The 23,315-nt window shown below is 70.9% G+C and carries 25 protein-coding genes and 5 tRNA genes; 6 read left to right on the top strand and 24 right to left on the bottom strand.

What is annotated here, in order from left to right; genetic code table 11:
- Positions 1-147 precede the first annotated feature (147 nt).
- The 8 genes from rnc to ACGFR7_RS18135 form a co-directional block, all read right to left on the bottom strand.
- Entirely contained in the window at positions 148-975 is an 828-nt protein-coding gene (gene rnc, locus ACGFR7_RS18100) for a ribonuclease III (RefSeq protein ID WP_393319747.1), read from the bottom strand.
- A gap of 19 nt (positions 976-994) precedes the next feature.
- Positions 995-1,168, bottom strand: coding sequence for a 50S ribosomal protein L32 (gene rpmF, locus ACGFR7_RS18105; RefSeq protein WP_003951102.1), 174 nt, complete (start codon positions 1,166-1,168; stop codon positions 995-997).
- Positions 1,169-1,170: 2 nt separating this feature from the next.
- Complete coding sequence (locus tag ACGFR7_RS18110) at positions 1,171-1,800, bottom strand: YceD family protein (RefSeq protein WP_393320176.1); 630 nt, start codon at positions 1,798-1,800, stop codon at positions 1,171-1,173.
- A gap of 167 nt (positions 1,801-1,967) precedes the next feature.
- Positions 1,968-3,122 carry an ATP synthase F0 subunit B gene (locus ACGFR7_RS18115; protein ID WP_393319750.1) on the bottom strand — a complete coding sequence of 385 codons (1,155 nt, stop codon included), beginning with the start codon at positions 3,120-3,122 and terminating at the stop codon, positions 1,968-1,970.
- A 126-nt stretch (positions 3,123-3,248) separates the two neighbouring features.
- Positions 3,249-3,761, bottom strand: a complete 513-nt coding sequence (gene coaD, locus ACGFR7_RS18120) for a pantetheine-phosphate adenylyltransferase (RefSeq protein WP_393319753.1) — start codon at positions 3,759-3,761, stop codon at positions 3,249-3,251.
- On the bottom strand, positions 3,758-4,357 hold the full coding sequence (gene rsmD, locus ACGFR7_RS18125) for a 16S rRNA (guanine(966)-N(2))-methyltransferase RsmD (RefSeq protein WP_393319756.1): 600 nt from the start codon (positions 4,355-4,357) through the stop codon (positions 3,758-3,760). The genes coaD and rsmD overlap by 4 nt, the downstream gene beginning before the upstream one ends.
- A 300-nt stretch (positions 4,358-4,657) precedes the next feature.
- Positions 4,658-7,645: a helicase-related protein gene (locus ACGFR7_RS18130; protein WP_393319759.1), complete on the bottom strand. Its 2,988-nt coding sequence runs from the start codon at positions 7,643-7,645 to the stop codon at positions 4,658-4,660.
- A 148-nt stretch (positions 7,646-7,793) separates the two neighbouring features.
- Positions 7,794-9,437, bottom strand: a complete 1,644-nt coding sequence (locus ACGFR7_RS18135) for a DAK2 domain-containing protein (protein ID WP_393319762.1) — start codon at positions 9,435-9,437, stop codon at positions 7,794-7,796.
- Between the two features lie 233 nt (positions 9,438-9,670).
- Between ACGFR7_RS18135 and rpmB the strand changes: the two genes are divergently transcribed.
- Entirely contained in the window at positions 9,671-9,856 is a 186-nt protein-coding gene (rpmB, locus tag ACGFR7_RS18140; RefSeq protein WP_018087178.1) for a 50S ribosomal protein L28, read from the top strand.
- Between the two features lie 160 nt (positions 9,857-10,016).
- On the opposite strand, the gene thiD is transcribed toward rpmB, so the two are convergent.
- Both thiD and ACGFR7_RS18150 read right to left on the bottom strand, forming a co-directional pair.
- Positions 10,017-10,826, bottom strand: a complete 810-nt coding sequence (thiD, locus tag ACGFR7_RS18145) for a bifunctional hydroxymethylpyrimidine kinase/phosphomethylpyrimidine kinase (RefSeq protein WP_393319765.1) — start codon at positions 10,824-10,826, stop codon at positions 10,017-10,019.
- A 90-nt stretch (positions 10,827-10,916) separates the two neighbouring features.
- Positions 10,917-11,885: a thiamine-phosphate kinase gene (locus ACGFR7_RS18150; protein WP_393319768.1), complete on the bottom strand. Its 969-nt coding sequence runs from the start codon at positions 11,883-11,885 to the stop codon at positions 10,917-10,919.
- A gap of 158 nt (positions 11,886-12,043) precedes the next feature.
- On the opposite strand from ACGFR7_RS18150, the gene ACGFR7_RS18155 reads away from it, so the two are divergent.
- Entirely contained in the window at positions 12,044-12,277 is a 234-nt protein-coding gene (locus ACGFR7_RS18155) for an Lrp/AsnC ligand binding domain-containing protein (RefSeq protein WP_088800256.1), read from the top strand.
- Positions 12,278-12,298: 21 nt separating this feature from the next.
- A complete protein-coding gene (locus ACGFR7_RS18160) occupies positions 12,299-12,778 on the top strand; it encodes a DUF3515 domain-containing protein (RefSeq protein WP_393319772.1) in 480 nt (159 codons plus the stop codon).
- Positions 12,779-12,838: 60 nt separating this feature from the next.
- On the opposite strand, the gene ACGFR7_RS18165 is transcribed toward ACGFR7_RS18160, so the two are convergent.
- From ACGFR7_RS18165 to ACGFR7_RS18175, 3 genes are all read right to left on the bottom strand, one after another.
- Positions 12,839-13,975 (bottom strand): D-alanine--D-alanine ligase family protein, encoded by a 1,137-nt coding sequence (locus tag ACGFR7_RS18165; protein ID WP_393319775.1) that lies wholly within the window; start codon positions 13,973-13,975, stop codon positions 12,839-12,841.
- 140 nt (positions 13,976-14,115) lie between these two features.
- On the bottom strand, positions 14,116-15,117 hold the full coding sequence (locus ACGFR7_RS18170) for an NAD(P)H-dependent glycerol-3-phosphate dehydrogenase (RefSeq protein WP_393319778.1): 1,002 nt from the start codon (positions 15,115-15,117) through the stop codon (positions 14,116-14,118).
- Positions 15,114-15,980, bottom strand: coding sequence for a lysophospholipid acyltransferase family protein (locus ACGFR7_RS18175; RefSeq protein ID WP_393319781.1), 867 nt, complete (start codon positions 15,978-15,980; stop codon positions 15,114-15,116). The genes ACGFR7_RS18170 and ACGFR7_RS18175 overlap by 4 nt, the downstream gene beginning before the upstream one ends.
- 140 nt (positions 15,981-16,120) lie before the next feature.
- Between ACGFR7_RS18175 and cofC the strand changes: the two genes are divergently transcribed.
- The gene (cofC, locus tag ACGFR7_RS18180; RefSeq protein WP_393319784.1) at positions 16,121-16,855 is read left to right on the top strand and encodes a 2-phospho-L-lactate guanylyltransferase; all 735 of its coding nucleotides are present in this window, start codon (positions 16,121-16,123) and stop codon (positions 16,853-16,855) included.
- A 27-nt stretch (positions 16,856-16,882) separates the two neighbouring features.
- Here cofC and ACGFR7_RS18185 read toward each other — a convergent pair whose 3' ends face one another.
- The 5 genes from ACGFR7_RS18185 to leuC form a co-directional block, all read right to left on the bottom strand.
- Entirely contained in the window at positions 16,883-17,086 is a 204-nt protein-coding gene (locus ACGFR7_RS18185; protein WP_350254241.1) for a hypothetical protein, read from the bottom strand.
- Between the two features lie 173 nt (positions 17,087-17,259).
- A complete protein-coding gene (locus tag ACGFR7_RS18190; protein WP_393319787.1) occupies positions 17,260-17,910 on the bottom strand; it encodes an HU family DNA-binding protein in 651 nt (216 codons plus the stop codon).
- Positions 17,911-18,035: 125 nt separating this feature from the next.
- Entirely contained in the window at positions 18,036-18,281 is a 246-nt protein-coding gene (locus ACGFR7_RS18195; protein ID WP_088800248.1) for a hypothetical protein, read from the bottom strand.
- 136 nt (positions 18,282-18,417) lie between these two features.
- Entirely contained in the window at positions 18,418-19,011 is a 594-nt protein-coding gene (leuD, locus tag ACGFR7_RS18200; RefSeq protein ID WP_393319790.1) for a 3-isopropylmalate dehydratase small subunit, read from the bottom strand.
- A gap of 3 nt (positions 19,012-19,014) precedes the next feature.
- Positions 19,015-20,445, bottom strand: a complete 1,431-nt coding sequence (leuC, locus tag ACGFR7_RS18205; protein WP_393319793.1) for a 3-isopropylmalate dehydratase large subunit — start codon at positions 20,443-20,445, stop codon at positions 19,015-19,017.
- Between the two features lie 174 nt (positions 20,446-20,619).
- Here leuC and ndgR point away from each other — a divergent pair, with 174 nt between their 5' ends.
- Positions 20,620-21,336 carry an IclR family transcriptional regulator NdgR gene (gene ndgR, locus ACGFR7_RS18210; RefSeq protein WP_088800245.1) on the top strand — a complete coding sequence of 239 codons (717 nt, stop codon included), beginning with the start codon at positions 20,620-20,622 and terminating at the stop codon, positions 21,334-21,336.
- A 107-nt stretch (positions 21,337-21,443) separates the two neighbouring features.
- On the opposite strand, the gene ACGFR7_RS18215 is transcribed toward ndgR, so the two are convergent.
- Positions 21,444-21,926, bottom strand: a complete 483-nt coding sequence (locus tag ACGFR7_RS18215) for a DUF4188 domain-containing protein (protein ID WP_393319796.1) — start codon at positions 21,924-21,926, stop codon at positions 21,444-21,446.
- A gap of 79 nt (positions 21,927-22,005) precedes the next feature.
- On the opposite strand from ACGFR7_RS18215, the gene ACGFR7_RS18220 reads away from it, so the two are divergent.
- A complete protein-coding gene (locus tag ACGFR7_RS18220; RefSeq protein ID WP_393319799.1) occupies positions 22,006-22,653 on the top strand; it encodes a MerR family transcriptional regulator in 648 nt (215 codons plus the stop codon).
- Between the two features lie 44 nt (positions 22,654-22,697).
- Here the strand turns inward: ACGFR7_RS18220 and ACGFR7_RS18225 are convergent.
- From ACGFR7_RS18225 to ACGFR7_RS18245, 5 genes are all read right to left on the bottom strand, one after another.
- Positions 22,698-22,770, bottom strand: a tRNA-Glu gene (locus ACGFR7_RS18225).
- Positions 22,771-22,810: 40 nt separating this feature from the next.
- Positions 22,811-22,882 (bottom strand) — tRNA-Gln (locus tag ACGFR7_RS18230).
- A gap of 16 nt (positions 22,883-22,898) precedes the next feature.
- A tRNA-Glu gene (locus tag ACGFR7_RS18235) sits at positions 22,899-22,971 on the bottom strand.
- A gap of 89 nt (positions 22,972-23,060) precedes the next feature.
- Positions 23,061-23,133, bottom strand: a tRNA-Glu gene (locus tag ACGFR7_RS18240).
- 57 nt (positions 23,134-23,190) lie between these two features.
- Positions 23,191-23,262, bottom strand: a tRNA-Gln gene (locus tag ACGFR7_RS18245).
- Between the last annotated feature and the right edge of the window lie 53 nt (positions 23,263-23,315).

Genomic DNA, 23,315 nt, shown 5'->3' on the forward strand with positions numbered 1-23,315 from the left:
GGGACGACAGCCGCAGCGTACCTCTCCCCTCCACAGGCCCAGGGGCCCGCCCGGCACCGTGCGCGGGGCTCCGGACAAGAAGGACCCCCGGTGCGCCGAAGCGCAACGGGGGTGGGGTGCCGCGCCGCGGAGGCGTGCGCCGTACGGCTAGCCGACGGTGTCTTCTCCGGCGGTCTTGACGGCCTCGGCGGGCTCTGCCGCCTTGGCCGCCTCAGCCGCCTTGGCCGCCTCGTCCGCCGCGGCGCGGATCTCGCGCCACGCGGATTCGGCCGCCTGCTGCTCGGCTTCCTTCTTGCTGCGGCCGGTGCCGGTGCCGTACGAGACACCACCGACGCGGGCGGCAGCAGTAAAGGTCTTCTCGTGGTCCGGTCCGGTCTCCGTGACCAGGTACTCCGGAACCCCGAGGCCTTCGGTCGCGGTGAGTTCCTGGAGACTGGTCTTCCAGTCCAGGCCCGCGCCCAGGCTGGAGGACTTCTCGATGAGCGGGTCGAAGAGCCGGTGCACCAGCTCGCCGGCCGCATCGAGGCCCTGGTCGAGATAGACCGCGCCGATCACCGCTTCCAGGGTGTCGGCGAGGATGGATGCCTTGTCCCGGCCGCCCGTGCCCTCTTCGCCCCTGCCGAGGCGGATGAAGGCGCCGAGGTCGAGGCCACGGCCCACCTCGGCAAGTGCACGCGAGTTGACCACCGCGGCCCGGAGCTTGGCCAGCTGGCCCTCCGGCAGATCGGGGTGGATGCGGTACAGCGTGTCCGTGACCACCAGGCCGAGCACCGAATCCCCGAGGAATTCCAGCCGCTCGTTGGTGGGCAGACCGCCGTTCTCGTATGCGTACGAGCGGTGCGTCAGCGCACGCACCAGAAGGGCGGACTCGAGCTTGTACCCGAGCCGCCCTTCCAGAAGCGTGTGAGACGAGGCCGTGTCCGCCGGAGTCGGTTCATCCCCGCGTTTGCGGGAAGTCGAATTGGCGTCTGACATGAAGCCTGTCACCAGCCGCTCAGACCTCGAGGACCTGGCGCTTGTTGTAGGTGCCGCAGCTCGGGCACGCGATGTGCTGCTGCTTCGGCTCGTGGCAGCGCTCGCACGCCACCAGGGTGGGGACCGCAGCCTTCCACTGCGACCGGCGGTGGCGCGTGTTGCTGCGCGACATCTTCCGCTTCGGAACAGCCACGGCTACTTCTCCTGCTTCTCGTCGACGCCCGCTTCGGCGCCGCCCATGTTGTCCTTCTCGCCGTCCTTGACGGTCCCGGCGAGTCCCTGCAGTGCCGCCCAACGGATGTCGACGGCGTCGTGGTGGTGGTCCGGGTCGTCCGCGAGCCGCACTCCGCATTCGGAGCACAGGCCCGGGCAGTCGTCCTGGCACACCGGCTGCATCGGCAGTGCAAGCACCACCGCATCACGCAGCACGGGTTCGAGGTCGAACAGGTCGTCCTCGAGGAAGAGGGTGTCCTCCTCGTCCTCGGCGTCGTCGCCGGCGTCCTCACGGACCCTGGCGTCGGCGTCGGGGTAGGCGAACATCTCCTGGAAGTCCGCGTCGAGCTCTCGCTCCAGCGGCTCCAGACACCTTACGCACTCCCCCTTGACGGTTGCACGGCCGGTGCCTGTGACAAGCACCCCGTCCATGACCGATTCCAGGCGGAGGTCGAGCTCGACCGGTGCACCCTCGGGCACGCCGATGACCTCATTGCCGAGATCCCGGGGGGCCTCGACGGAGCGGGAGGCCCTCTTGAGCGCACCGGGACGCCGGCCCAGCTCGCGTGTGTCGAACACGAGAGGGGAACGGTGGTCGAGGCGGGCGTTGATGGCTTCCTGCTTTCTGTGGGTTTTCCGTGCCGTCCGTATTCCTGCGGGACAGGATTCGGGCAGCAGAGATCGCGGAGATACGCGCGACCGAAGAGCCAGGATACTGGACGGGCCCCGATAGGCCCAATCCGCTCCCGGCCCCCTTCCCGGTCCGCGGGCGGGGCCGCCTACTGGCGCCCCTCCTCGTACGCCCGCAGCTGGTCCAGGTCGATCATGCTGGTGTCGAAGAGGCTGGTCTCGTCCAGGGCGCCGGGCTGCACGGGGTGGCCGTGCGGAGGCTGCTGCGGCTGCTGAGGCACCTGCTGCTGGAGGTAAGTGTTCGGGTCGTAGCCCTGCTGCTGGGCCTGCTGCTGGGCCAGCTGCCAGTCGTAGCCGTACGGGTCCTGGTGCTGGGCGTACGGGACCTCCTGCGGCTGCTGATAGCCGTAGACGTCCTGCTGCTGGTAGACCGCCGGGTCGGCGTAGTAGCCCTGCTGCTGGAGCTGGGGCTGAAGGGGCTGCTGGTGGTCCTGGGGCTGGGGTTGCGCCTGGGGCATAGGAGGCGCCTGAGGCATCGGGGGCGCCTGGGGCGGCTGCTGCTCCTGCTCGGCACCGATGCCCGCCAGGCCGGCGAGATAGTCGGCGTCGGCCTGGTGCCCGGACTGCGGGTCGCCCTGCGCGGCCAGGTGGAGGCCCAGCTCATCGATCGCACGGGCGCCCTGGAGCTTGTCGCGGCCCCGGCCGACCGCCTCCAGCGTCTTGGTCAGCACGGCCTGGAACGCCCCGAACTTGGCGTCCACATAGGCGTCGGCGCGCTGCCGCAGGGTCTCCGGGTCGGCGCTGCGCTCCGGGGCCCTGGTGCCGTCCTCGTCCGGGTACTCCTGCTCGCCCTGCCCGGGGTCGCGGCCGAGCAGCTTCTCGCGGCCGCGGTCGACGGATCCGATGGTCTTGGTCAGCACGACCTCGAAGTTGGCGAGCTTGCTGTCGACGTAGTCGTCGGCCTCGGCGCGGATCTCCTCCGCCTCCCGGCGGGCCTCCGCGAGAATCCGGTCCGCCTCGTCCTGGGACTGCCGGGCGACCTCGGTGTCGGAGATCAGCGATCCGCGCTGGGCGTGCGCGGTCTCGATGATCCGCTCCGCCTCGGCCCGCGCCTGCTCGACCATCTGCTCCCGGCCGCCCAGCAGCTCCTGCGCCTGCGCGAGGGAGCCCGGGAGCGCCGCCCGCACCTCCTCCAGCATGGCAAGCAGCTCGGCGCGGTTGACCACGCACGATGCCGACATGGGCATGGACCGGGCACCGCCGACGGTCGCGACGATGTCGTCGAGCTTCTTCTGCACGTCCACCTTGGACTCGCCACTCTCTGAAGGGTTGGAACGACGGAACGGGACGACTGTACGTCCACGGCCCCTGCCCCCGACACCAACTGACGCCCCGTCAGTCGGGCATCGGGCCGGTGCGCCCGGCGGGCGTCAGCCCTTGTTCCGCAGGCGCTCGGTCAGAGCCTCCAGGACGAACGACGGCACCAGATGGGAGACATCACCGCCCCAGGCGGCGACCTCCTTGACGAGGCTGGAGGAGAGGAAGCTGTAGGTGGGGTTGGTGGGGACGAACAGCGTCTCCACCCCCGACAGCCCGTTGTTCATCTGGGCCATCTGCAGCTCGTAGTCGAAGTCGCTGACGGCTCGCAGCCCCTTGACGATCGCGGGGATGTCGCGCTGCTTGCAGAAGTCGACGAGCAGGCCGTGGAAGGCCTCGACCTCCACGTTGCCGTACTCGGCGGTGGCCCGGCGGATCAGGTCGATCCGCTCGTCGACCGTGAACAGCCCCTGCTTGGACTGGTTGATCATCACGGCGACGTGGACGACGTCGTACAGCTTGGAGGCACGGGCGATGATGTCCAGATGCCCGTTGGTGATGGGGTCGAATGACCCCGGACAGACGGCGCGGCGCAACTCGGGTTCCTCGCTCTCCGATCCGGTCATGACACGCTTACTGACGTCGATTCGGCGGACGTCGAAGCGGCGCGACCGTACCAAAGCGTCCCCTCGCCGTAGCGACGGGCCTTGATCGCTGCAAAACCGTCCGGCCACGGGAACGTGCCGCCTCGGGTGCTGCGCTCCACGGTGACGAGTGCCTCCTCCGCAAGCCAGCCCTGACCACGGAGTGTGAGCAGGATCTCGCACAGCTCCGCGTCGGTCACCCCGTAGGGCGGGTCCAGGAAGACGATGTCGTACGGCTCGCCCGGGGGCGGTGCGGCGGCGGTCTGCTCGGCCTTGCCGGCCCGGACCTCGACGCCCGGGAGGCCGACCGCACGGACGTTGTCCCGGATGGTGCGCACGGCGCGGGCATCGGCCTCGACCAGCAGGACGTGTGCGGCGCCGCGGGAGAGCGCTTCGAGGCCGACCGCGCCGGAGCCGCCGTACAGATCGAGTACCCGGGCACCGCCGAGCGGCCCGTCGAGGGATTCCCAGGTGGAGAACATGCCCTCGCGCGCACGGTCGGAGGTCGGGCGGGTGCCGTTTCCCGGGGGTACGGCCAGGCGGCGGCCGCCGGCCGTACCGGCGATCACGCGGGTCATGGGCCCGTCCTTACGTTGCGCGTGGTCGGTGAGGAGGAGCCGGGCGGGCTCCGCTCCTCCACGATATTCCGTCGGCCGGGGCCCGGCGTCCGGCCGGGGCTTCCCGGAGGCACACCCGGTGGTGATCGATCTCACGTGGGAGCGGGGAGGTTGAGCCGTGGGCGGGCCCTCTTGAGCCGTGGGCGGCGGCCTTCAGCGGGGGGCTAATGAGCGGGGACGCTCTTGGGCGCGGGCGCTCTTGCGCGCGAGCCGGTGGCCGGACGCCGCCGGAGGCGTCCGGGCAAGGGCCGCGGGCCCCGCTCAGCCCTTGTCCAGATACTGCTCCCGGTCCTCGTCCAGCAGGGCGGACAGGGCGATCCGCAGCTCCGGATATCCGGTCAGCTCGGGATCGGCGGTGACCAGCGCGGTGGCCTCCTCGCGGGCGGCCGCGATCACCTCCTCGTCCTCGATGACCGCGAGCATCCGCAGCGACGAGCGGACGCCGGACTGCGCCTGGCCCAGCACATCGCCCTCGCGTCGCTGTTCCAGGTCGATACGGGAGAGTTCGAAGCCGTCGAGGGTGGCGGCCACCGCGGCGAGCCGGGCGCGGGCCGGGCTGGCCTCCGGCATCTCGCTGACCAGCAGGCACAGCCCGGGCGCCACGCCACGGCCGACCCGGCCGCGGAGCTGGTGCAGCTGGGAGACGCCGAAACGGTCGGCGTCCATGATCACCATGGCCGTGGCGTTCGGGACGTTCACCCCCACCTCGATGACGGTCGTGGCCACCAGGACGTCCAGCTCGCCGGCGGCGAACCGGCGCATCACGTCGTCCTTGTCGTCCGGCGCCATCCGGCCGTGGAGAACCGCCACCCGCAGCCCGGCGAGCGGCCCCTCGGCGAGCTGCCCGGCGATGTCGAGCACCGCGAGCGGGGGCCGCTTCTCCTCCGCGTCCTCCGGTGAACCCGCCTGGTCCGCCGCCCCCTTGGAGCCGGCCGGTTTCTTCGCCCCCTTGGGCGCGTCCTCCTCGTCGCCGATCCGGGGACACACCACGTAGCCCTGGTGCCCGGCCGCCACCTCTTCGCGGACCCGCTCCCAGGCGCGCGCGAGGAAGTGCGGCTTGTCCTTGGCGGGCACCACATGGGTGGCGATCGGCGAGCGTCCGGCGGGGAGTTGGTCCAGGACGGAGGTCTCCAGGTCGCCGAAGACGGTCATGGCGACCGTGCGCGGAATGGGGGTCGCCGTCATGACCAGGAGATGCGGCGTCTGCTTGCCCTTGCCGCGCAGCGCGTCCCGCTGCTCGACGCCGAAGCGGTGCTGTTCGTCGACGACGACCAGGCCCAGGTCGTGGAACTGCACCTTGTCCTCGATCAGGGCGTGGGTGCCGATGACGATTCCGGCCTCGCCGGTGACCAGATCGAGCAGCGCCTGCCGGCGGGCCGCGGCGCCCATGGAGCCGGTCAGCAGCACCACCTTGGTGCCCTGCTCCGCGCCTCCCAGCATCCCGCCCTCGGCCAGCTCCCCCATCATCTCGGTGACCGAGCGGTGGTGCTGCTGGGCCAGGACCTCGGTCGGCGCCAGCATCGCGGCCTGGCCGCCGCTGTCGACCACGCCGAGCATGGCGCGCAGCGCGACCATGGTGTTGTGGGTGACGGTGAAGTGGTCGGTCACATAGGCGTGGCGCGGGTGCCGGACGCTGATGCACTGGACGGGCTTGCGGCCGGCGTGTTCGATGGCCCGGATGGTGCGCCGGAAGCCTGCCGCGCCCTCCGCCGGCAGCGCCACGTCGACGTCGTACGCCCCCTCCCCCACGGCGCTCAGCCGGGCCCGTCCGCCCAGCGAGCGCACCAGCCACGCGAGGTCGTCGGCCAGCGGACGGTGCGCGGCACGGAACACCGCAGGGGTGCCCGCGGGCCCGCTTCCGGCATCCAGCAGGCCCCGCAGCACGGCCAGCCGGTCCTTCAGCGGCGCGTTGCGGTAGGCGTCCGGCAACCGGGCCGCCGGACCGCCGTCCTCCGCGAGCCTGCGCCCCATCAGATGCGGATCGAGCGGCCGCTCCCCGCCGTCGTCGAGGTCCACCGGTACGGCCGCGTCGATGGACCACCGGGGGCGGCCGTCGGGGGCGTGGAGGTCCCGGCGCAGTTCACGGGTGGTCAGCACCCTCTCCTGGGCGTCGCCGGCCCGGACGATCCACAGATGCTCGTCGTCGCACTCGACGGCGCTGCCGTCCGAGAACACCAGCCGCCACACCTCGCGCTCGCCCTGCGGGAAGACGCCGTCCACCACGGCGAGCTCACCGCTGGGCACCACCACTTCGGTCCCGACGGCCATCTCCCCCATGGGACGGAAGCCGCGCGGCGTCAGCACCAGCGCGTCCAGCGGCTGGGCCTTGCCGGAGCCCACCTCGCCCTGGAGGAGGCGGTGCATGGGGTGTTCGGTCGCCAGGTCGTCGAAGATCTCCCGGCTGACCTTCTGCTGGCCGTCGGTGAGCGTGAAGGGCAGCTTCGCGTCGAAGGCATCGAGGATGCCGCCGGTGGTGGATGTCCTTGCCACCGCGGGGAGTTGGGTCTCGGCGAGGCGGCGCCGGGCGAGCGCGACCTGCAGGACGAACGCCTCGTCCCACTTCAGCCGGTCCCGCGCGGCGGCGATATCGGCCTTGCTCGCCGGGCGGTGGATCTTGAGCAGCGCCTCGGTGAGCGGCACCAGCTCCCGGCCGTCCCGGAGCGCTTCGGGCAGCGGATCGACGGCGTCGCGCGCACTGGGCAGCACCGCGTCGACCGCCTTGGCGATCTTCCAGGACGCCATCTGCTGGCAGGCCGGGTAGATCGGCAGGAGCTGGCCGGCGAAGGCGTTGACCTCCGCGCTGACCTCCTCGGTCCCGCCCTCGGCGCCGCCGTCGCCGTCGAGGAGTGCGTATTCGGGGTGGGCGAGCTGGAGTTTGCGGTTGAAGACCGACACCTTGCCGGCGAACATCGCCCGGCGGCCGGGCAGCAGGTCCTTGTGCGGCTTGTGGATGCCCTTGCCGAAGAAGACCAGCCGGAGACGGCCGCTGCCGTCGGTGAGCGTCACTTCGAGGCGCTGTCCCCGGCCTCCGTTGAACTTCAGCACCCGGGAGTCCGCGACCTGGGCGACGACCGTGACGTGTTCGTCCAGCGGGAGGTCCGAGAGGCGGGTCAGTTCGCCACGCTCGGCGTACCGGCGCGGATAGTGGTGCAACAGGTCGCCGACCGTATGCAGGTCGAGATGCTCGGCCAGCACCTTTGCGGTGGTGCCACCGAGAATTTTCTTGAGAGGTTCGTCGAGCGCTGCCACGCCTCTATTGCACACCACGCCTGTGACAATCGCGGCCGGCTCACCTGCCCGGCGCTTTCGCCGGCCCCGCACGCGCACGCCGGCCCCGCATGCGCACGCAGGCCCCGCACGCTCGCACCGGCCGTGGGCTCGCACCGGCCCCGCGCGCTCACTCCACGCCGATGAGCAGCGGCGCGGTGTGCTGGCCCCCGTCGTAGACGACCGTGTCCACCGCGAGGTGACGCTCGCGGACGTACTCCTCCAGCCGCTCGGCGAGCCCGTCGGGCGCCTTCGCGCCGAGGACCAGGGTCACCATCTCGCCGCCCGCCGACAGCATCCGGTCGAGCACCGTCATCGCGGTGCCGGTGAGGTCGGAGCCGATCACCGCGACATCGCCGTCGATCAGACCGAGGACGTCCCCGGCCTGGCAGACGCCGGCCATCGTCCACGACTGCCGCTCGGCGAGGGCCAGCTCGGCGTAACGGGTGGCGCCCGCGGCCGCGGTCATCGCGACCACGTCCTCGTCGAAGCTGCGGCCCGGTTCGTGCACGGCCAGCGCCGCGAGGCCCTGGACGGCGGAGCGGGTGGGGATGAGCGCGACCCGTACGCCTTCGGCGCGGGCCTCCTCGGCGGCGGCCGCCGCGGTGTGCCGCAGGTCGGCGTCGTTGGCCAGCAGCATCACCTCACGGGCGTGCGCCTGCCGGATCGCCTGCACCAGTTCGCCGCTGGCGGGTGGCTCCCCGGGGCGCACCGGAACGGGGGTCGCGCCGGCCTCGGCACACAGTCCGGCGAGCCCGGCACCAGGCACCACCGCGACCACGGCCCGCGCCGTCATCTCCGGTTCCTTGGCGCGGGCGCCGCCGAAGTGCGTGATCCGGATCCGGTACGGGCGGCCCGCCTCGATGCCGGCCTCCACCGCGGCGCCCGCGTCGTCGACATGGACATGGACGTTCCACAGGCCGTCCCCGCCGACCACCACGAGGGAGTCGCCGAGCCCGTCGAGCCGGGCCCGCAACCCCGCCACGGCGGCGTCGCCGGCCTCCAGCAGGTAGATCACCTCGAAGGCGGGCCCGTCCGCGTCCCCGCGGCCGTTCGCCGCCACCCGGCCCGCGACCTCGCAGCCGGCCGCCTCGGGGAGCGGGGCATCGGCGCGTACGGCGACCGGAACCGCCGAGACCTCCCCGGACAGCACATCGGCGAGCGCGCCCAGCAGCGCGACCAGCCCGCAGCCGCCGGCGTCCACGACACCTGCCCTGGCCAGCACCGCGAGCTGCCCCGGGGTCTCCTGCAGGGCGCTGCGGGCGCCTTCGTGGGCGGCGCGGGCGACTCCGGCGGCCCCGGCATCGCCGCCCGCGGCGCGCTCCGCGGCATCGGCCGCGGCGGTCGCCACCGTCAGCACGGTGCCCTCCACGGGGTGGGCGACGGCCTCATAGGTCGATGCGGCGGCCCGGCGCAGCGCCCGCCCCAGGGCGTCCGCGGAGCCGTCGGTGGCGGCCAGCACCTCGGTCATCCCGCGCAGCATCTGCGCCACGATCGTGCCGGAGTTGCCGCGCGCCCCGATGAGGGCGCCGTGTGCCATGGCACCGATGGCATCGGCGAGACGGGGCGCGGTACCGGCCGAGGCGTGCCCGTCGAAGGCGGCCTCGACCGCGCGGGCCGCCGATTCGAGGGTCAGATAGAGGTTGGTGCCGGTATCGCCGTCGGCCACCGGGTAGACGTTGATCGCGTCGATCCGCTCGCGTTCCCGTCCCAGCGCCTCCAGGGCCAGCCCGCACCAGGAGCGGACCGCGGCGGCGTCGAGCGGGTACGGCACGTCGTCCTCCTGAGTCGCGGGATGCCACCGCACAGTAGCCGCGCTGCGGGGGCGGGGCCGGGGCGGGGGCCGGTGGGTGCGTGGTAGTTTCGTTCTACGGGAGCGGTCGTTGTATGCTGCTCCGGTTGCCCGATGCGAATCGGGCCATTCCTCTCCTGACGGTGCCGTTCGGGCAATGCACTCGGCTCGTCGGGATTTCACCGTAAGTGCATCTGAAGTCTTTGGAGTGACCCGTGGCTGCCAACTGCGACGTCTGCGGCAAGGGGCCGGGCTTCGGCAAGAGTGTCTCGCACTCGCATCGCCGTACCAACCGTCGTTGGAACCCCAACATCCAGACGGTGCGTGCAGTGATCGGGCGCACGCCGAAGCGGCTGAACGCCTGCACCTCGTGCATCAAGGCCGGCAAGGTCTCGCGCTGACGTCTTAGCCGTAGCGCAGCCCAGCCGGTTGCTTGGGAAGCCGGTCCACCTTCGTGGTGGACCGGCTTCCTCCATTTCCGGGCCGGGTACGGCTCCCGCCGTTCCCCGCGGCCGGGCGGCGCACACGCTCCGCCCGGCCGCGGGGCCGCGGGGCACGCACTCAGTGCGCGTCGCGCCAGCGCCAGCCGTGGTCCACGGGGCCGATGCCCGCGCCCAGCCGGAAACCGGCCGCGAGGGCGCCGGTGACATAGTCCTTCGCCGCCGCGGTGGCCTGCGGGACCGTATCCCCCTTGGCGAGCTGCGCGGCGAGCGCGCTGGCGAGGGTGCAGCCGGTGCCGTGGGTGTGCCGGTTGTCGTGCCGCGGGGCGCGCAGCCAGTGCTCCTCGCTGCCGTCGGTGAGCAGGTCGACGGCGCCCTCACCACGGCCGGCGGGGAGATGGCCGCCCTTGATGAGCGCCCAGCGCGGGCCGAAGTCCAGGATCGCGGCGGCCGCCCGGCGCATATCGGACTCCTCCTGGACGCGGATACCGGTCAGCTGGGCGACCTCGTCCAGGTTGGGGGTGGCGACGGTCGCCGTCGGCAGCAGCACGGTGCGGACCGCGTCCAGGGCGGTGGCGGCGAGCAGCGCGTCGCCGTGCTTGGAGACCCCCACCGGGTCGATGACGACGGGTACCCGCAGTCCGGCGAGCAGTTCGGCGACGGTCTCGACGAGTTCGGCCGAGGAGAGCATCCCGGTCTTCACCGCCTGGACGCCGATGTCATCGACAACGCTGCGGAACTGGGCCCGTACGGCCTCGGCCGGTAGCTCCCACGCGCCCTGTACGCCCAGGGAGTTCTGGGCGGTGACGGCGGTGAGCACGCTCATGCCGTGGGTGCCGAGCGCCAGCATCGTCTTGAGGTCGGCCTGGATGCCCGCGCCGCCGCCGGAGTCGGACCCGGCGACGGTCAGGACGCGTGGAGGTATGTGCATAGCGCCGAATCTACTCGGCGGCGCCCCGTCGTCCTGCGGGCGCCCGTGGTGCCACCACCCCTGGTGTCACCGCCCGTGGCCGTACGGAGCCTATTCGGCATCCCCGTTGTCGCCGAAGTGGTCCCAGCCGGCCTTCACCCAGGGGGCGCCGTCCACCGTCACCTGGGGCAGCGCGGAGGGGTGGAGCACTTCGCCGATGACCTTCCACCGGGCGGGCAGCTTCACATCGGGCGGGAAGGTGGCGACGATCGCGTGGTCCTCACCGCCGTTGAGCACCCACTGCATCGGGTCCACGCCGACGGCCGTGCCGATGTCGGACATCTGCGAGGGGATGTCGATCCCGGCGGACCGCAGATCGATCCGGACCTTGCTGGCCTCGGCGATGTGCCCGAGATCGGCGACCAGTCCGTCGCTGACGTCCGTCATCGCGGTGGCGCCGAGTCCGGCGGCGGCCGGACCCGCGTGGTACGGCGGCTCGGGGCGGCGGTGGGCCTCCACGAACGCGCGCGGCGAGCGGAAGCCGCGGGAGAGGACCGCATGTCCGGCCGCGGACCAGCCGAGCCAGCCGGTCACCGCGACCACATCGCCGGGCTGGGCGCCGGACCGGGTGACCGGCTCCTGGTTGCGCAGATCGCCGAGCGCGGTGATGGAGACGGTGATGGTGTCGCCGCGCACCACGTCCCCGCCGACGACCGCGGCGCCGGCCACCTGGCACTCGTCGCGCAGCCCGTCCATCAGCTCGGTCGGCCAGGTGGCGGGGAGTTCCGCGGGCACGACCAGGCCGAGCAGGATCGCCGTGGGCACCGCGCCCATCGCCGCGATGTCGGCGAGGTTCTGTGCGGCGGCCTTGCGGCCGACGTCGTAGGCGGTGGACCAGTCGCGCCTGAAGTGCCGGCCCTCCAGGAGGATGTCGGTGCTGGCGACCACCCTCCGGTCCGGCGCGGTGACCACCGCGGCGTCGTCACCCGGCCCGATCCGTACGGCCGGAGTGGTGGTGAGCCGGGAGGTGAGCTCCCTGATCAGCCCGAACTCCCCCAGCTCGCCCACGGTGCCCTTCATGCTGTTGCCCTTCCCATGTGTACGGACGGTCCGTACGTGGCTGACGACTGTGCCGTACTTGCCGTGTTCACCGCGCGGGTCTCCCCGCTCCGCTCGGTGACGCGGTACCGTGGCGTCCCTTCTTCCCACATGATCCTCGTAGCCGCCCTGGAGGTTCCGTGGTACAGGCCTACATCCTGATCCAGACCGAGGTCGGCAAGGCCTCGGCGGTAGCCGAGACGATCTCCACGATCCATGGTGTGCTGCAGGCCGAGGATGTGACCGGTCCCTATGACGTCATCGTGCGCGCTCAGGCCGGCACGGTCGATGAGCTGGGGCGCATGGTGGTCGCCAAGGTCCAGCAAGTGGAAGGCATCACGCGCACCCTTACCTGCCCGGTCGTCCATCTCTAGCTCCCCCGTATCCTCGGCCGGGTGATCTCTACGCGCCGCCGGTACCTGGCCCTTCCGGTACTCACCGTGCTGTTCGCCGCGGTGAGCTGCACCCCGTCCGAAGACGTGGCCGTGCCCTCCCCCCAGGGGGCGGCGGCGCGGTACTGCAGGGCGCTGCACAAGGAGTTGCCGGCGACCGTGGACGGGCTGAAGCGGGGTACCCCCGAGCCCGTATCCGACTTCACTGCCATATGGGGCGATCCTGCCGTGAAACTGCGCTGCGGGGTGCCGAAGCCCGACGTCCTGACGTACGGGAGTGAACATTACAACCCCAGCGCCGACGCGGCGGAAGTCAACGGGGTCGAATGGCTCTTTGAGAAGCAGGACGACGGTTACCGCTTCACGACGGTGCTGCGCAAGGCATTCGTCGAGGTGACCGTTCCCGGGAAGTACGCCCCCGAGGTCGATGCGCTCACCGATCTCGGGGGCGCCGTGAAGAAGACGGTTCCCACCGGGGTCTAGGGGCGTTGCCGGGGTCTCGCCCCCGCGGGTGCCGACCGGCCGCCGGGGCGGGCGGTCGGCTCAGCGCAGTCCCGTGGAGCGCTGCAGCGCGGCCTGCAGGAGCCGGTCGATCAGCTCCGGGTAGCTCACACCGCTCTCCTGCCACATCCGCGGGTACATCGAGATGGGCGTGAAGCCGGGGAGCGTGTTGATCTCGTTGATCACGAACTCGCCGTCGTCCTGCAGGAAGAAGTCCGCCCGCACCAGCCCCTCGCAGGACGCCGCCTCGAAGGCCGCGACGGCCAGCTCCTGGACCTTCGCGGTCTGCTCGTCGCTCAGCGGGGCCGGCACGATCCCGTCCGCCGAGTCGATGTACTTGGCCTCGAAGTCGTAGAAGTCGTGCGCGGTGACCGGCGGAATCTCGGCCGGCACGCTGGCCCGCGGGCCGTCCTCGAACTCCAGCACCCCGCACTCGATCTCGCGGCCGCGCAGCAGCGACTCCACGAGGATCTTGGGGTCGTGCCGGCGGGCCTCCTCGATCGCCTCGTCCAGGCCGCCGAGCTCGTCGACCTTGGTGATGCCCATGGACGAGCCGGCCCGGGCGGGCTTCACGAAGAGCGGCCAGCCGTGCTCGCCGGCGAAGTCCACGATCTTCCTGCGGGCGGCTGCCGGGTCGTTTTCCCACTCGCGGGGGCGGATGACCTCGTACGGGCCGACCGGCAGCCCGAAGGAGGCGAAGACCCGCTTCATGTAGTCCTTGTCCTGGCCGACCGCTGAGGCGAGCACGCCCGAGCCGACGTAGGGCACACCGGAGAGCTCCAGCAGGCCCTGCAGGGTGCCGTCCTCGCCGTAGGGGCCGTGCAGCACGGGGAAGACGACATCGACCTCGCCCAGCGCCTTGGGGACCGAGCCCGGCTCGCTGTAGACGACCTCACGGTTGGTGGGGTCGACGGGGAGCACCACGGCGCCCTCGGTGGACTCGGCGAGCGCGGCCACCGAGGGCAGCTGCCGGTCCGCGATGGCCATCCGCTCGGGGTCGTCGGCGGTCAGCGCCCAGCGGCCGTCGGTGGTGATGCCGATGGGCAGCACGTCGTACTTTTCGCGGTCGATGGCGCGCAGCACGGCGCCGGCCGTGAGCACGGAGATCTGGTGCTCGGAGCTGCGGCCGCCGAACACGACGGCGACGCGGGGCTTGTGTGGGGAGGTCTCGCTGCTCATATCGGGTTGAGGGTACCTGCTGACCGGCGCGGAGTCAGTGCTGCGGCGGCCGTTGGTGGCGTCGCGCCGGCGGCCGCCGGGGTGCCGGGGGCCGGGCTCCCGGACGGAACGGGACCGGACCGGACGTTTCGGTGCCGGTCTCAGTGCCGTTCGGACTTGGCGCTGCGCGACATCAGCTCCTTGAGGGCGACCATCGGCGGCTTGCCCTCGTGGACGATCTCCACGACCGTCTCGGTGAGCGGCATGTCGACGCCGTGCCTGCGGGCCAGATCCAGTACGGATTCGCAGGACTTGACGCCCTCGGCGGTCTGCTTGGTGACCGCGATGGTCTCCTGGAGCGTCATCCCGCGGCCGAGGTTGGTGCCGAAGGTGTTGTTGCGCGACAGCGGCGAGGAGCAGGTGGCGACGAGGTCTCCCATGCCGGCCAGCCCGGCGAAGGTGTGCGCGTCGGCGCCCATGGCGAGGCCGAGCCGGGTGGTCTCGGCCAGACCGCGGGTGATCAGGGACGCCTTGGCGTTGTCGCCCAGGCCCATGCCGGTGGCGATGCCGACGGCGAGCGCGATGACGTTCTTGACCGCGCCGCCCAGTTCACAGCCCACCACGTCGGTGTTGGTGTACGGGCGGAAGTACGAGGTGTGGCAGGCGGTCTGGAAGCGCCGGGCGACCGCCTCGTCGGCGCAGGCCACCACGGCGGCGGCGGGCTGCCGGGCGGCGATCTCCTTGGCGAGATTGGGCCCGGTCAGCACCGCGACGCGCTCCGCGGGGACCTTGGCCACCTCCTCGATGACCTCGCTCATGCGCTTGGCCGTGCCCAGTTCGACGCCCTTCATCAGGGAGACCAGGACCGTCCCGTCGGGCAGCAGCGGCGCCCATTCGGCGAGATTGCCGCGCAGCGTCTGGGCGGGCACCGCCAGCACCGCGAACTCCGCGCCGCGCGCCGCTCGTGCCGGGTCGGTGGTGGCACGTACGGACGCGGGCAGCTCGACCCCCGGCAGGTAGTCGGGGTTCGTACGGCCGTTGTTGACGGCGTCGACCAGGGCCGCACGGCGACCCCACAGGGTCACCTCGCATCCCGCGTCGGCGAGCACCATCGCGAAGGCGGTACCCCAGGACCCCGTGCCGTAGACGGCGCAGCGCGTCACTTGCTTTCATCCTCCTGTGCCTGCTGGGTGCTTCGGGCCTGCTGCGGGCCGACGGCCGGTTCCGGGGCGGCGGCCCGCTCGGCGGGAGCCGTGGCCGCAGCGGCGCCCCGGGCCGCCTTGGCGGCTTCCCGGGCGGCGCGGCGCTCCCGGGCGACCGCCTTGCGCCAGTCGTACGGTTCGGCCGGCGCGGGCTCGCCGCGCACGACGGCCAGCTGCTCGGTGATCGCGGCCATGATGACCTCGGTGACGGCCCGCAGCACCTCGGCGGTCGGCTCCTGGTCGTAGAACGCGCTCAGATCGACCGGCGGTCCGGCCTGCACCCGCAGTGTCTTGCGCGGCAGGAGGCGGAGCTTGTTCTCCTTGGCGTAGGGCGGCATCGCGTCATTGGCGCCCCACTGGGCGACGGGAATGACCGGCGCCTTGGTCAGCAATGCCACCCGGGCGGCACCCGTCTTGCCCTGCATGGGCCACAGCTCGGGGTCGCGGGTGAGGGTGCCCTCGGGGTAGAAGGCGACGCATTCGCCCTTCTCGATGGCGCTGACGGCGGCGCGGAAGGCGGTGGCGGCGTCGGTGGTTTCCCGGTAGACGGGGATCTGCCCGGTGCCGCGCATCATCAGGCCGACAAAGCCGCTCTTGAAGAGTCCGGCCTTGGCGAGGAATCGGGGGACCCGCCCGGTGTTGTACTGATAGTGCGCATAGGAGAGCGGATCGAGATACGAGTTGTGGTTGACCGCGGTGATAAATCCGCCGGCGGCCGGAATGTGCTCCATTCCCTGCCAGTCCCGCTTGAACAGAACCAAGAGCGGCGGTTTGCAGATGACCGCGGCCAAGCGGTACCAGAAGCCGATTCTGCGGCGGGACACTGGGACACCCTCCTTGTGGGACCTGCAAAGCTGCTGCGGGCCGGCAGCCGCACAAGTGTCGCCCCAGGTACCCGCTATGTCGAGGACACCGTAACCCCGACGCTCCCGGAGAGCGGCGGCAGCAGGTGAGAATGGCGCCGATGCGAAGAGACGGAGCGGATGTGGGCTGGAGCCTGGTGGTACCGCTGAAACCGCTGCTGCAGGCCAAGAGCAGGCTCTCCCCGGCCGCCGGTGAGGAGTTCCGGCCCCGGCTGGCCCTCGCTTTTGCCCTGGATACCGTGGCAGCGGCGCTGGCCTGCAAAGACGTCCGCGATGTGGCGGTTGTCACGGATGACCAGCTGGCCGCGGGACGTCTGGCGGCGCTCGGCGCGCGCATTGTGCCCGACACACCGGCCCGCGGGCTCAACGCGGCACTGGCCCACGGAGCGGGCGCGGTCCGGGCGCGCCGCCCGGGCGCGGCCCTCGCCGCGCTGAACGCCGACCTTCCGGCGCTGCGCCCCACCGAACTGGAACAGGTGCTCCATTCCGCTTCGCTATTTCCCCGCGCATTTCTCGCGGATGCGGCGGATATCGGGACAACACTTCTGACCGCGACTTCCGGAGTGGAATTGGAACCGGCATTCGGAGGTCCGTCCCGGGCCCGCCACCTGGCATCCGGGGCACGGGAGATCACCACGTCCACAGCGCCCTCGGTACGCCGGGACGTGGACACCGGCGAGGACCTGCTGGCCGCGCTGGCGCTGGGCGTGGGCCCGCACACGGCGCTCCAGGCGCCGCAGCTGGCGGGCGGGGCGGGCCGGGCGACCACGGCCACCGACGCGCAGGACGGCTCACCACGGCTGGTGCCGCCGCAGGTCAGAGCGTCCGGAGCGTGACCGGTCGGAGCGCCGGGGCGTGGCCGGTCAGAGTGTCTGGAGCGTGACCAGGGCGATCTGCCGGTCGTCCCCTTCGCCGGTGACCTCGATACGGACCCGCTGACCGGGCCGCAGCAGCAGCAGACCGCCGGCGTCGAAGGCCGCCGCGTCGAAGGGCAGCGGGGTGCCGTCGTCCAGCAGCACACTGCCGGAGCGGGTCTGGGAGTCGTACGTATACGCGGTGGCCTGCATGGGAGAGAGCCTAGACGAGCAGGCCCCGGGCCCCTTCTCCCGCCCGTGGACCGGGAGGACCGGGGGGGGCCGCGAGGGACCGGGGAGGCGTCCGCCCGAAGGGCCGCGGACGCACCGCGGGCCGGGCTCCCCGAAGGGAGACCGGCCCGACGCGTGGCGTCGCCGCTGCTGAATTACCGCTTGCGTGCGGTGGTCTTCTTGGCGGTGGTCTTGCGTGCGGTGGCCTTCTTCGCGGGTGCCTTCTTCGCCGTCGCCTTCTTGGCGGGGGCGGTCTTCTTCGCGGTGGCCTTCTTCGCGGTGGTCTTCTTGGCCGGGGCCGCCTTCTTGGCGGTGGCCTTCGTGGCGGCCTTCTTCGCCGTCGTCTTCTTGGCCGTGGTCTTCTTCGCCGCGGTGGTCTTCTTCGCCGTGGTCTTCTTCGCGGCGGCCTTCTTCGCCGTGGCCTTCTTGGCGGTGGCCTTCTTGGCGGCGGCCTTCTTGATGGCCGTACCACCGGTGAGGCTGCCCTTGGGGGCCTTCTTGACCGAGACCTCTCCGCCCTTGGGGAGCTTCTTCGAGCCGCTGACCAGGTCCTTGAAGCCCTGACCGGCGCGGAAGCGCGGAACGGAGGTCTTCTTGACCCGTACGCGCTCACCCGTCTGCGGGTTGCGGGCGTAGCGGGCGGGGCGGTCGACCTTCTCGAACGAGCCGAATCCGGTGACCGAAACGCGGTCGCCGGAGACAACTGAACGGACGATTGCGTCCAGTACGGCGTCCACCGCGTCCGCGGCGTTCTGGCGGCCGCCGAGCTTGTCGGCAATGGCTTCTACGAGCTGCGCCTTGTTCACGTCTTCCCCTTCGGAGACATTGCTGGAACGAAAGTTTCCAAGCTTTTTCGCACGTTAGGCAGATATATACCGCAAATCAAACACGAAACGGGCTAATCACCCTTGTGCCGCAACGAAGTCGACCTTCACGGACTTCCGTCGGCGCGCACATCTTCGGGATAACGACCTTCGTCGAGGTCTTCCATGAACCACTCCAGACGCCTTGCCGCGTCCGCAAGATCGTGTTTAGCCGCGGCCGTGATGACGAGCAGCTTCCGGGTCAGCGCCATCCGTACGCCCTCCGGGACTTGCAGTGTGCGCACTCTTGTATGCGCGTCCTTGAGCCGGTCGGCGACGAGACCGTAGAGCTCGAGTTGGTCGTCGCGTTCCATGCGCTAATTGTGCCATCTGCGGCGAGTTGTCGCTTCACGGGGCCTCAACAGCCGCCTCGGCAAGCAGAAGCGCCCCCTGCCAACTGCACAGGGGGCGCATCGTACGCAATATAGCTTTGAGCCATAAAACCCGAGGTCAGACCTCGAGGGTACGCGGCTTGAACGGCGGCCTGTTCGCCTCGTACTCCACGATGGCCGACTCCTCCCGAAGGGTGAGGCTGATGTCGTCCAGCCCCTCCAGCAGGCGCCAACGCGCGTTCTCGTCCAGCTCGAAGTCGGCACTGATGCCCTCGGCGCGGACCTGCCTGCCGACCAGGTCAACGGTCACCTCGGCGGCCGGGTCGGCCTCCAGCAGCTGCTGCAGCCGGTCCACGGTCTCCTGCGGCAGGACCACCGTCAGCAGCCCGTTCTTGAGGGAGTTGCCACGGAAAATGTCCGCGAACCGCGAGGAGATGACGGCCTTGAAACCGTAGTTCTGCAGCGCCCAGACGGCGTGCTCACGCGAGGAGCCGGTACCGAAGTCGGGGCCGGCCACCAGCACCGTGGCGCCCTGGTACCGCTCCTGGTTCAGGACGAACTGCGGGTCCTTGCGCCAGGCCTCGAACAGCCCGTCCTCGAAGCCGTCGCGGGTGACCTTCTTCAGCCAGTGAGCAGGGATGATCTGGTCGGTGTCGACATTGCTGCGGCGCAGCGGGACGGCCCGTCCGGTGTGGGTGGTGAAAGCTTCCATGGTTCAGACTCCCGCGGGCGTGGCGACGGCTGCATCGGACAGATCGGCCGGTGAGGCCAGATGGCCGAGAACCGCTGTTGCGGCGGCAACCTGCGGCGAGACCAGGTGCGTCCGCCCGCCCTTGCCCTGCCGGCCCTCGAAGTTGCGGTTGGAGGTGGACGCGGAGCGCTCACCGGGCGCCAGCTGGTCGGGGTTCATGCCCAGGCACATCGAGCAGCCCGCATGCCGCCATTCGGCTCCCGCCGCGGTGAAGACCTTGTCCAGCCCCTCGGCGACGGCCTCCAGGGAGACCCGGACCGAGCCGGGCACGATCAGCATCCGTACCCCGTCGGCGACCTTGCGGCCCTCCAGGATCGAGGCCGCGGAGCGCAGGTCCTCGATGCGGCCGTTGGTGCACGAACCTACGAAGACCGTGTCCACGTTGATCTCGCGCAGCGGCTGACCCGCCGTCAATCCCATGTACTCCAGGGCCTTTTCGGCGGCGTAGCGCTCCGAGGCGTCCTCGTACGAAGCCGGGTCGGGGACGCTCGCCGAAAGCGGCGCGCCCTGGCCGGGGTTGGTGCCCCAGGTGACGAACGGGGCCAGCGCGGAGGCGTCGATGTGCACCTCGGCGTCGAAGACCGCGTCGTCGTCGGTGCGCAGCGTCTTCCAGTAGGCGACGGCGGCGTCCCAGTCCTCGCCCCGGGGCGAGTGGTCGCGGCCCTGCAGGTAGTCGAAGGTGGTCTTGTCGGGGGCGATCATGCCCGCTCGCGCGCCCGCCTCGATCGACATGTTGCAGATGGTCATCCGGGCTTCCATCGACAGCTTCTCGATGGCCGAGCCGCGGTACTCCAGGACGTAGCCCTGGCCGCCGCCGGTGCCGATCCTGGCGATGATCGCCAGGATGAGGTCCTTGGCGGTCACCTCCTCGGGCAGCTCGCCGTCGACGGTGATCGCCATGGTCTTGAAGGGCGCCAGCGGCAGCGTCTGGGTGGCCAGGACGTGCTCGACCTGGCTGGTGCCGATGCCGAACGCCAGCGCGCCGAAGGCTCCGTGGGTGGAGGTGTGGCTGTCACCGCAGACCACCGTGGTGCCGGGCTGGGTCAGTCCCAACTGCGGTCCCACGACGTGGACAACGCCCTGCTCGACATCGCCCAGCGGGTGCAGCCGGACGCCGAACTCCGCACAGTTCTTGCGCAGCGTCTCCAGCTGGGTGCGCGAGACCGGGTCGGCGATCGGCTTGTCGATGTCGAGGGTGGGGGTGTTGTGGTCCTCGGTGGCGATGGTCAGGTCCGTGCGGCGCACCGGGCGGCCGGCCTTGCGGAGGCCGTCGAACGCCTGCGGGCTGGTGACCTCGTGCAGCAGGTGCAGATCGATGAAGAGAAGGTCGGGCTCGCCTTCCGCGCGCCGAACGACATGGTCGTCCCAGACCTTCTCCGCGAGTGTCCGTCCCATCGCTTTCCCTCCGGCCGGCCGCATTGCCGGCCTTTCTCGTCCGTGCGCGATGCCCGCAGATATCCCCCTGCCGGGCCTTACGCCGGGCCCTGGTCCAGGGCCACACCTACAGATTGACGACTTCCCCGGAAAATTGAACTTGCGTTTCACAGTGTGAGACGCGAGTATCGTTGCATGGACAACTCTAGCGGCGTCGGCGTTCTCGACAAGGCAGCTCTGGTATTGAGCGCTCTGGAGTCCGGTCCGGCCACCCTCGCCGGGCTGGTCGCGGCGACAGGGCTTGCACGACCCACGGCCCACCGGCTGGCCGTGGCTCTGGAACATCACCGGATGGTGGCGAGGGACATGCAGGGCCGGTTCATCCTGGGCCCCCGCCTGTCCGAGCTGGCCGCGGCGGCCGGCGAGGACCGCCTGCTGGCCACGGCCGGCCCGGTGCTCACCCACCTGCGCGACGTGACGGGCGAAAGCGCCCAGCTCTATCGACGGCAGGGCGATATGCGGATCTGCGTGGCGGCGGCGGAACGGCTGTCCGGATTGCGGGACACCGTCCCGGTCGGCTCCACGCTTCCCATGAAGGCGGGCTCGGCCGCCCAGATCCTGATGGCCTGGGAGGAGCCCGAGCGGCTGCACCGCGGCCTGCAGGGCGCGCGCTTCACGGCCACCGCCCTCTCCGGCGTACGGCGCCGCGGCTGGGCCCAGTCGATCGGCGAGCGGGAGCCGGGCGTGGCCTCGGTCTCCGCCCCCGTACGCGGCCCCTCCAACCGCGTGGTGGCCTCCGTATCGGTCTCCGGCCCGATCGAGCGGCTGACCCGCCACCCGGGCCGGATGCACGCCCAGGCGGTCATCGACGCGGCGGCCCGCCTCTCCGAGGGCCTGCGGCGCAACGGCTGAGTACCCCGCGGCGGGGCGGGCAGGGCAGGGGTGGCCACCGGCCGCGGTCACGATGCCGAAAAAGAGCGGCCCCGGGCGGACTGTCCGCACGGGGCCGCCCCGGGCGCTCAGGCCGCCATCCGGTCCGCGGCCCGCTCCCCGCGCCGCCCGACCGGCACCGTCCCCAGGGCCTCCCCCAGCCCGAACGACGGCATATTGACGTAGATGCTCTCGTACGAGCCCGCCGGGACGACGTAGGTCTCGTGCCAGAAGCCGACCTTGTTGCGCCCCTCCCGCGCCCGGCGGTTGAACGCCGCCCAGGCCGGCCGGTGCTCGCCGCTTTGATCCGTGGCGTAGGCGGACAGCTTCTCCTTCGAGTCCCAGTACTGGAGGACCGCGACGTTCCTCGGCAGCCCGAGGAGCAGTCGGTAGCCGGTCATCCCGCTGCCCGGATCCCGGGCCAGCTCCTTGATCATGCGCGGCATGGCCAGGAACACCGGAAGCCAACTGCGCACCGCCCGCCAGTTATTGATCCGCATCCCGATGAGGAAGACCACCACCTCCCGGTCACCGTCCGCCGTCATCCGCCCCTGCACCGGCTTACCGCTCATGACGCCCCCTTCCACACATTGGATAGCGTCGCTATCCATGATTGGATAGTGACACTCTCCAACGGAAGGTGCAAGGGGTATGCGACTGGCGGAGCTGAGTGAGCGCAGTGGAGTGTCCACCGCCACGATCAAGTACTACCTGCGCGAGCGGCTGCTGCCGCCGGGCCGCCGGGTCACCGCCACCCAGTCCGAGTACGACGAGGAGCATCTGCGGCGGCTGCGGCTGATCCGGGCGCTGATCCAGGTCGGCCGGATCCCCGTGGGCACCGCCCGGGAGGTACTGGCCGCCGTCGAGGACGACTCCCGGGACCAGCTCTCCCGCCTGGGGACGGCCGTCGAGGCCCTCCCCCACGGCCCGGAGCCCGACGAGAGCGACCCCTCCACGGCCGTCGGCCGACGCACCGCCACCGAGCTGATACGGCAGGTCGGCTGGCAGTTCAACCTCGGCATCGCGGACGAATTCCCCGCCTTCCGCATGCTCGTGGGCGCCATCGCCGCACTGCACCGCCTGGGCTACGCCTGCGACCTCCCTCACCTGCTGCCCTACGCCCAGCAGGCGGCACAGCTCGCCGTCGCCGACCTGAATCTGGTCGAGGAGTTCACGACTCCGGCGGAGCAGGTGGAGGCGGCGGTGGCCCTGACCGTGCTCTACGAGCCGGTGCTGCTGAGCCTGCGCCGGCTGGCGGAGGCGGAGGAGTCCAACAAGCGCTTCGGCAGCGGCAGTTGACACGAAAAAGCCCCCCGCATGATGCGGGGGGCCTCTTCTCTCTGTACCCCCGACCGGATTCGAACCGGCGCTACCGCCTTGAGAGGGCGGCGTGCTAGGCCGCTACACAACGGGGGCAAGTTTTCCTGCAGTTGACGTGTCCCGAGGACACACCGCGCTGGGCTACCAGGACTCGAACCTAGACTAAATGAACCAGAATCACTCGTGCTGCCAATTACACCATAGCCCATGGTGGTTTAGACCAGTACCCCCGACCGGATTCGAACCGGCGCTACCGCCTTGAGAGGGCGGCGTGCTAGGCCGCTACACAACGGGGGCCCTAGCGATCCTCCACGTGACCGGAGTCACGTGGGCTCTGCATCGTCGCATCCGGGAGCGACCCGAAGGAGACGGAGAGAAAGGATCTGTACCCCCGACCGGATTCGAACCGGCGCTACCGCCTTGAGAGGGCGGCGTGCTAGGCCGCTACACAACGGGGGCCTGGTACTGCGATCAAGAGACCTTCAGCACGATCACGAGGGACCGAAAGATCTCTTGCTGGGCTACCAGGACTCGAACCTAGACTAACGGAACCAGAAACCGTCGTGCTGCCAATTACACCATAGCCCACCAAAACTCAACCCCCGTAGGGGGTTTGTTTGGTTTGCGCTTTCCGGCCGGGC

The organism is Streptomyces sp. NPDC048516 (assembly GCF_043199875.1).
GTDB lineage: Bacteria > Actinomycetota > Actinomycetes > Streptomycetales > Streptomycetaceae > Streptomyces.

Coding starts and splice junctions, on each gene's coding strand:
- cofC (WP_393319784.1), top strand. CDS start 16,121: ATGCGAAGAGACGGAGCGGATGTGGGCTGGAGCCTGGTGGTACCGCTG.
- rsmD (WP_393319756.1), bottom strand. CDS start 4,357: ATGACCCGCGTGATCGCCGGTACGGCCGGCGGCCGCCGCCTGGCCGTA.
- coaD (WP_393319753.1), bottom strand. CDS start 3,761: ATGACCGGATCGGAGAGCGAGGAACCCGAGTTGCGCCGCGCCGTCTGT.
- ACGFR7_RS18215 (WP_393319796.1), bottom strand. CDS start 21,926: ATGAGCGGTAAGCCGGTGCAGGGGCGGATGACGGCGGACGGTGACCGG.
- rnc (WP_393319747.1), bottom strand. CDS start 975: ATGTCAGACGCCAATTCGACTTCCCGCAAACGCGGGGATGAACCGACT.
- thiD (WP_393319765.1), bottom strand. CDS start 10,826: ATGCACATACCTCCACGCGTCCTGACCGTCGCCGGGTCCGACTCCGGC.
- leuC (WP_393319793.1), bottom strand. CDS start 20,445: ATGGGACGGACACTCGCGGAGAAGGTCTGGGACGACCATGTCGTTCGG.
- ndgR (WP_088800245.1), top strand. CDS start 20,620: ATGGACAACTCTAGCGGCGTCGGCGTTCTCGACAAGGCAGCTCTGGTA.
- leuD (WP_393319790.1), bottom strand. CDS start 19,011: ATGGAAGCTTTCACCACCCACACCGGACGGGCCGTCCCGCTGCGCCGC.
- ACGFR7_RS18220 (WP_393319799.1), top strand. CDS start 22,006: ATGCGACTGGCGGAGCTGAGTGAGCGCAGTGGAGTGTCCACCGCCACG.
- ACGFR7_RS18165 (WP_393319775.1), bottom strand. CDS start 13,975: ATGAGCAGCGAGACCTCCCCACACAAGCCCCGCGTCGCCGTCGTGTTC.
- ACGFR7_RS18195 (WP_088800248.1), bottom strand. CDS start 18,281: ATGGAACGCGACGACCAACTCGAGCTCTACGGTCTCGTCGCCGACCGG.
- ACGFR7_RS18185 (WP_350254241.1), bottom strand. CDS start 17,086: ATGCAGGCCACCGCGTATACGTACGACTCCCAGACCCGCTCCGGCAGT.
- ACGFR7_RS18150 (WP_393319768.1), bottom strand. CDS start 11,885: ATGAAGGGCACCGTGGGCGAGCTGGGGGAGTTCGGGCTGATCAGGGAG.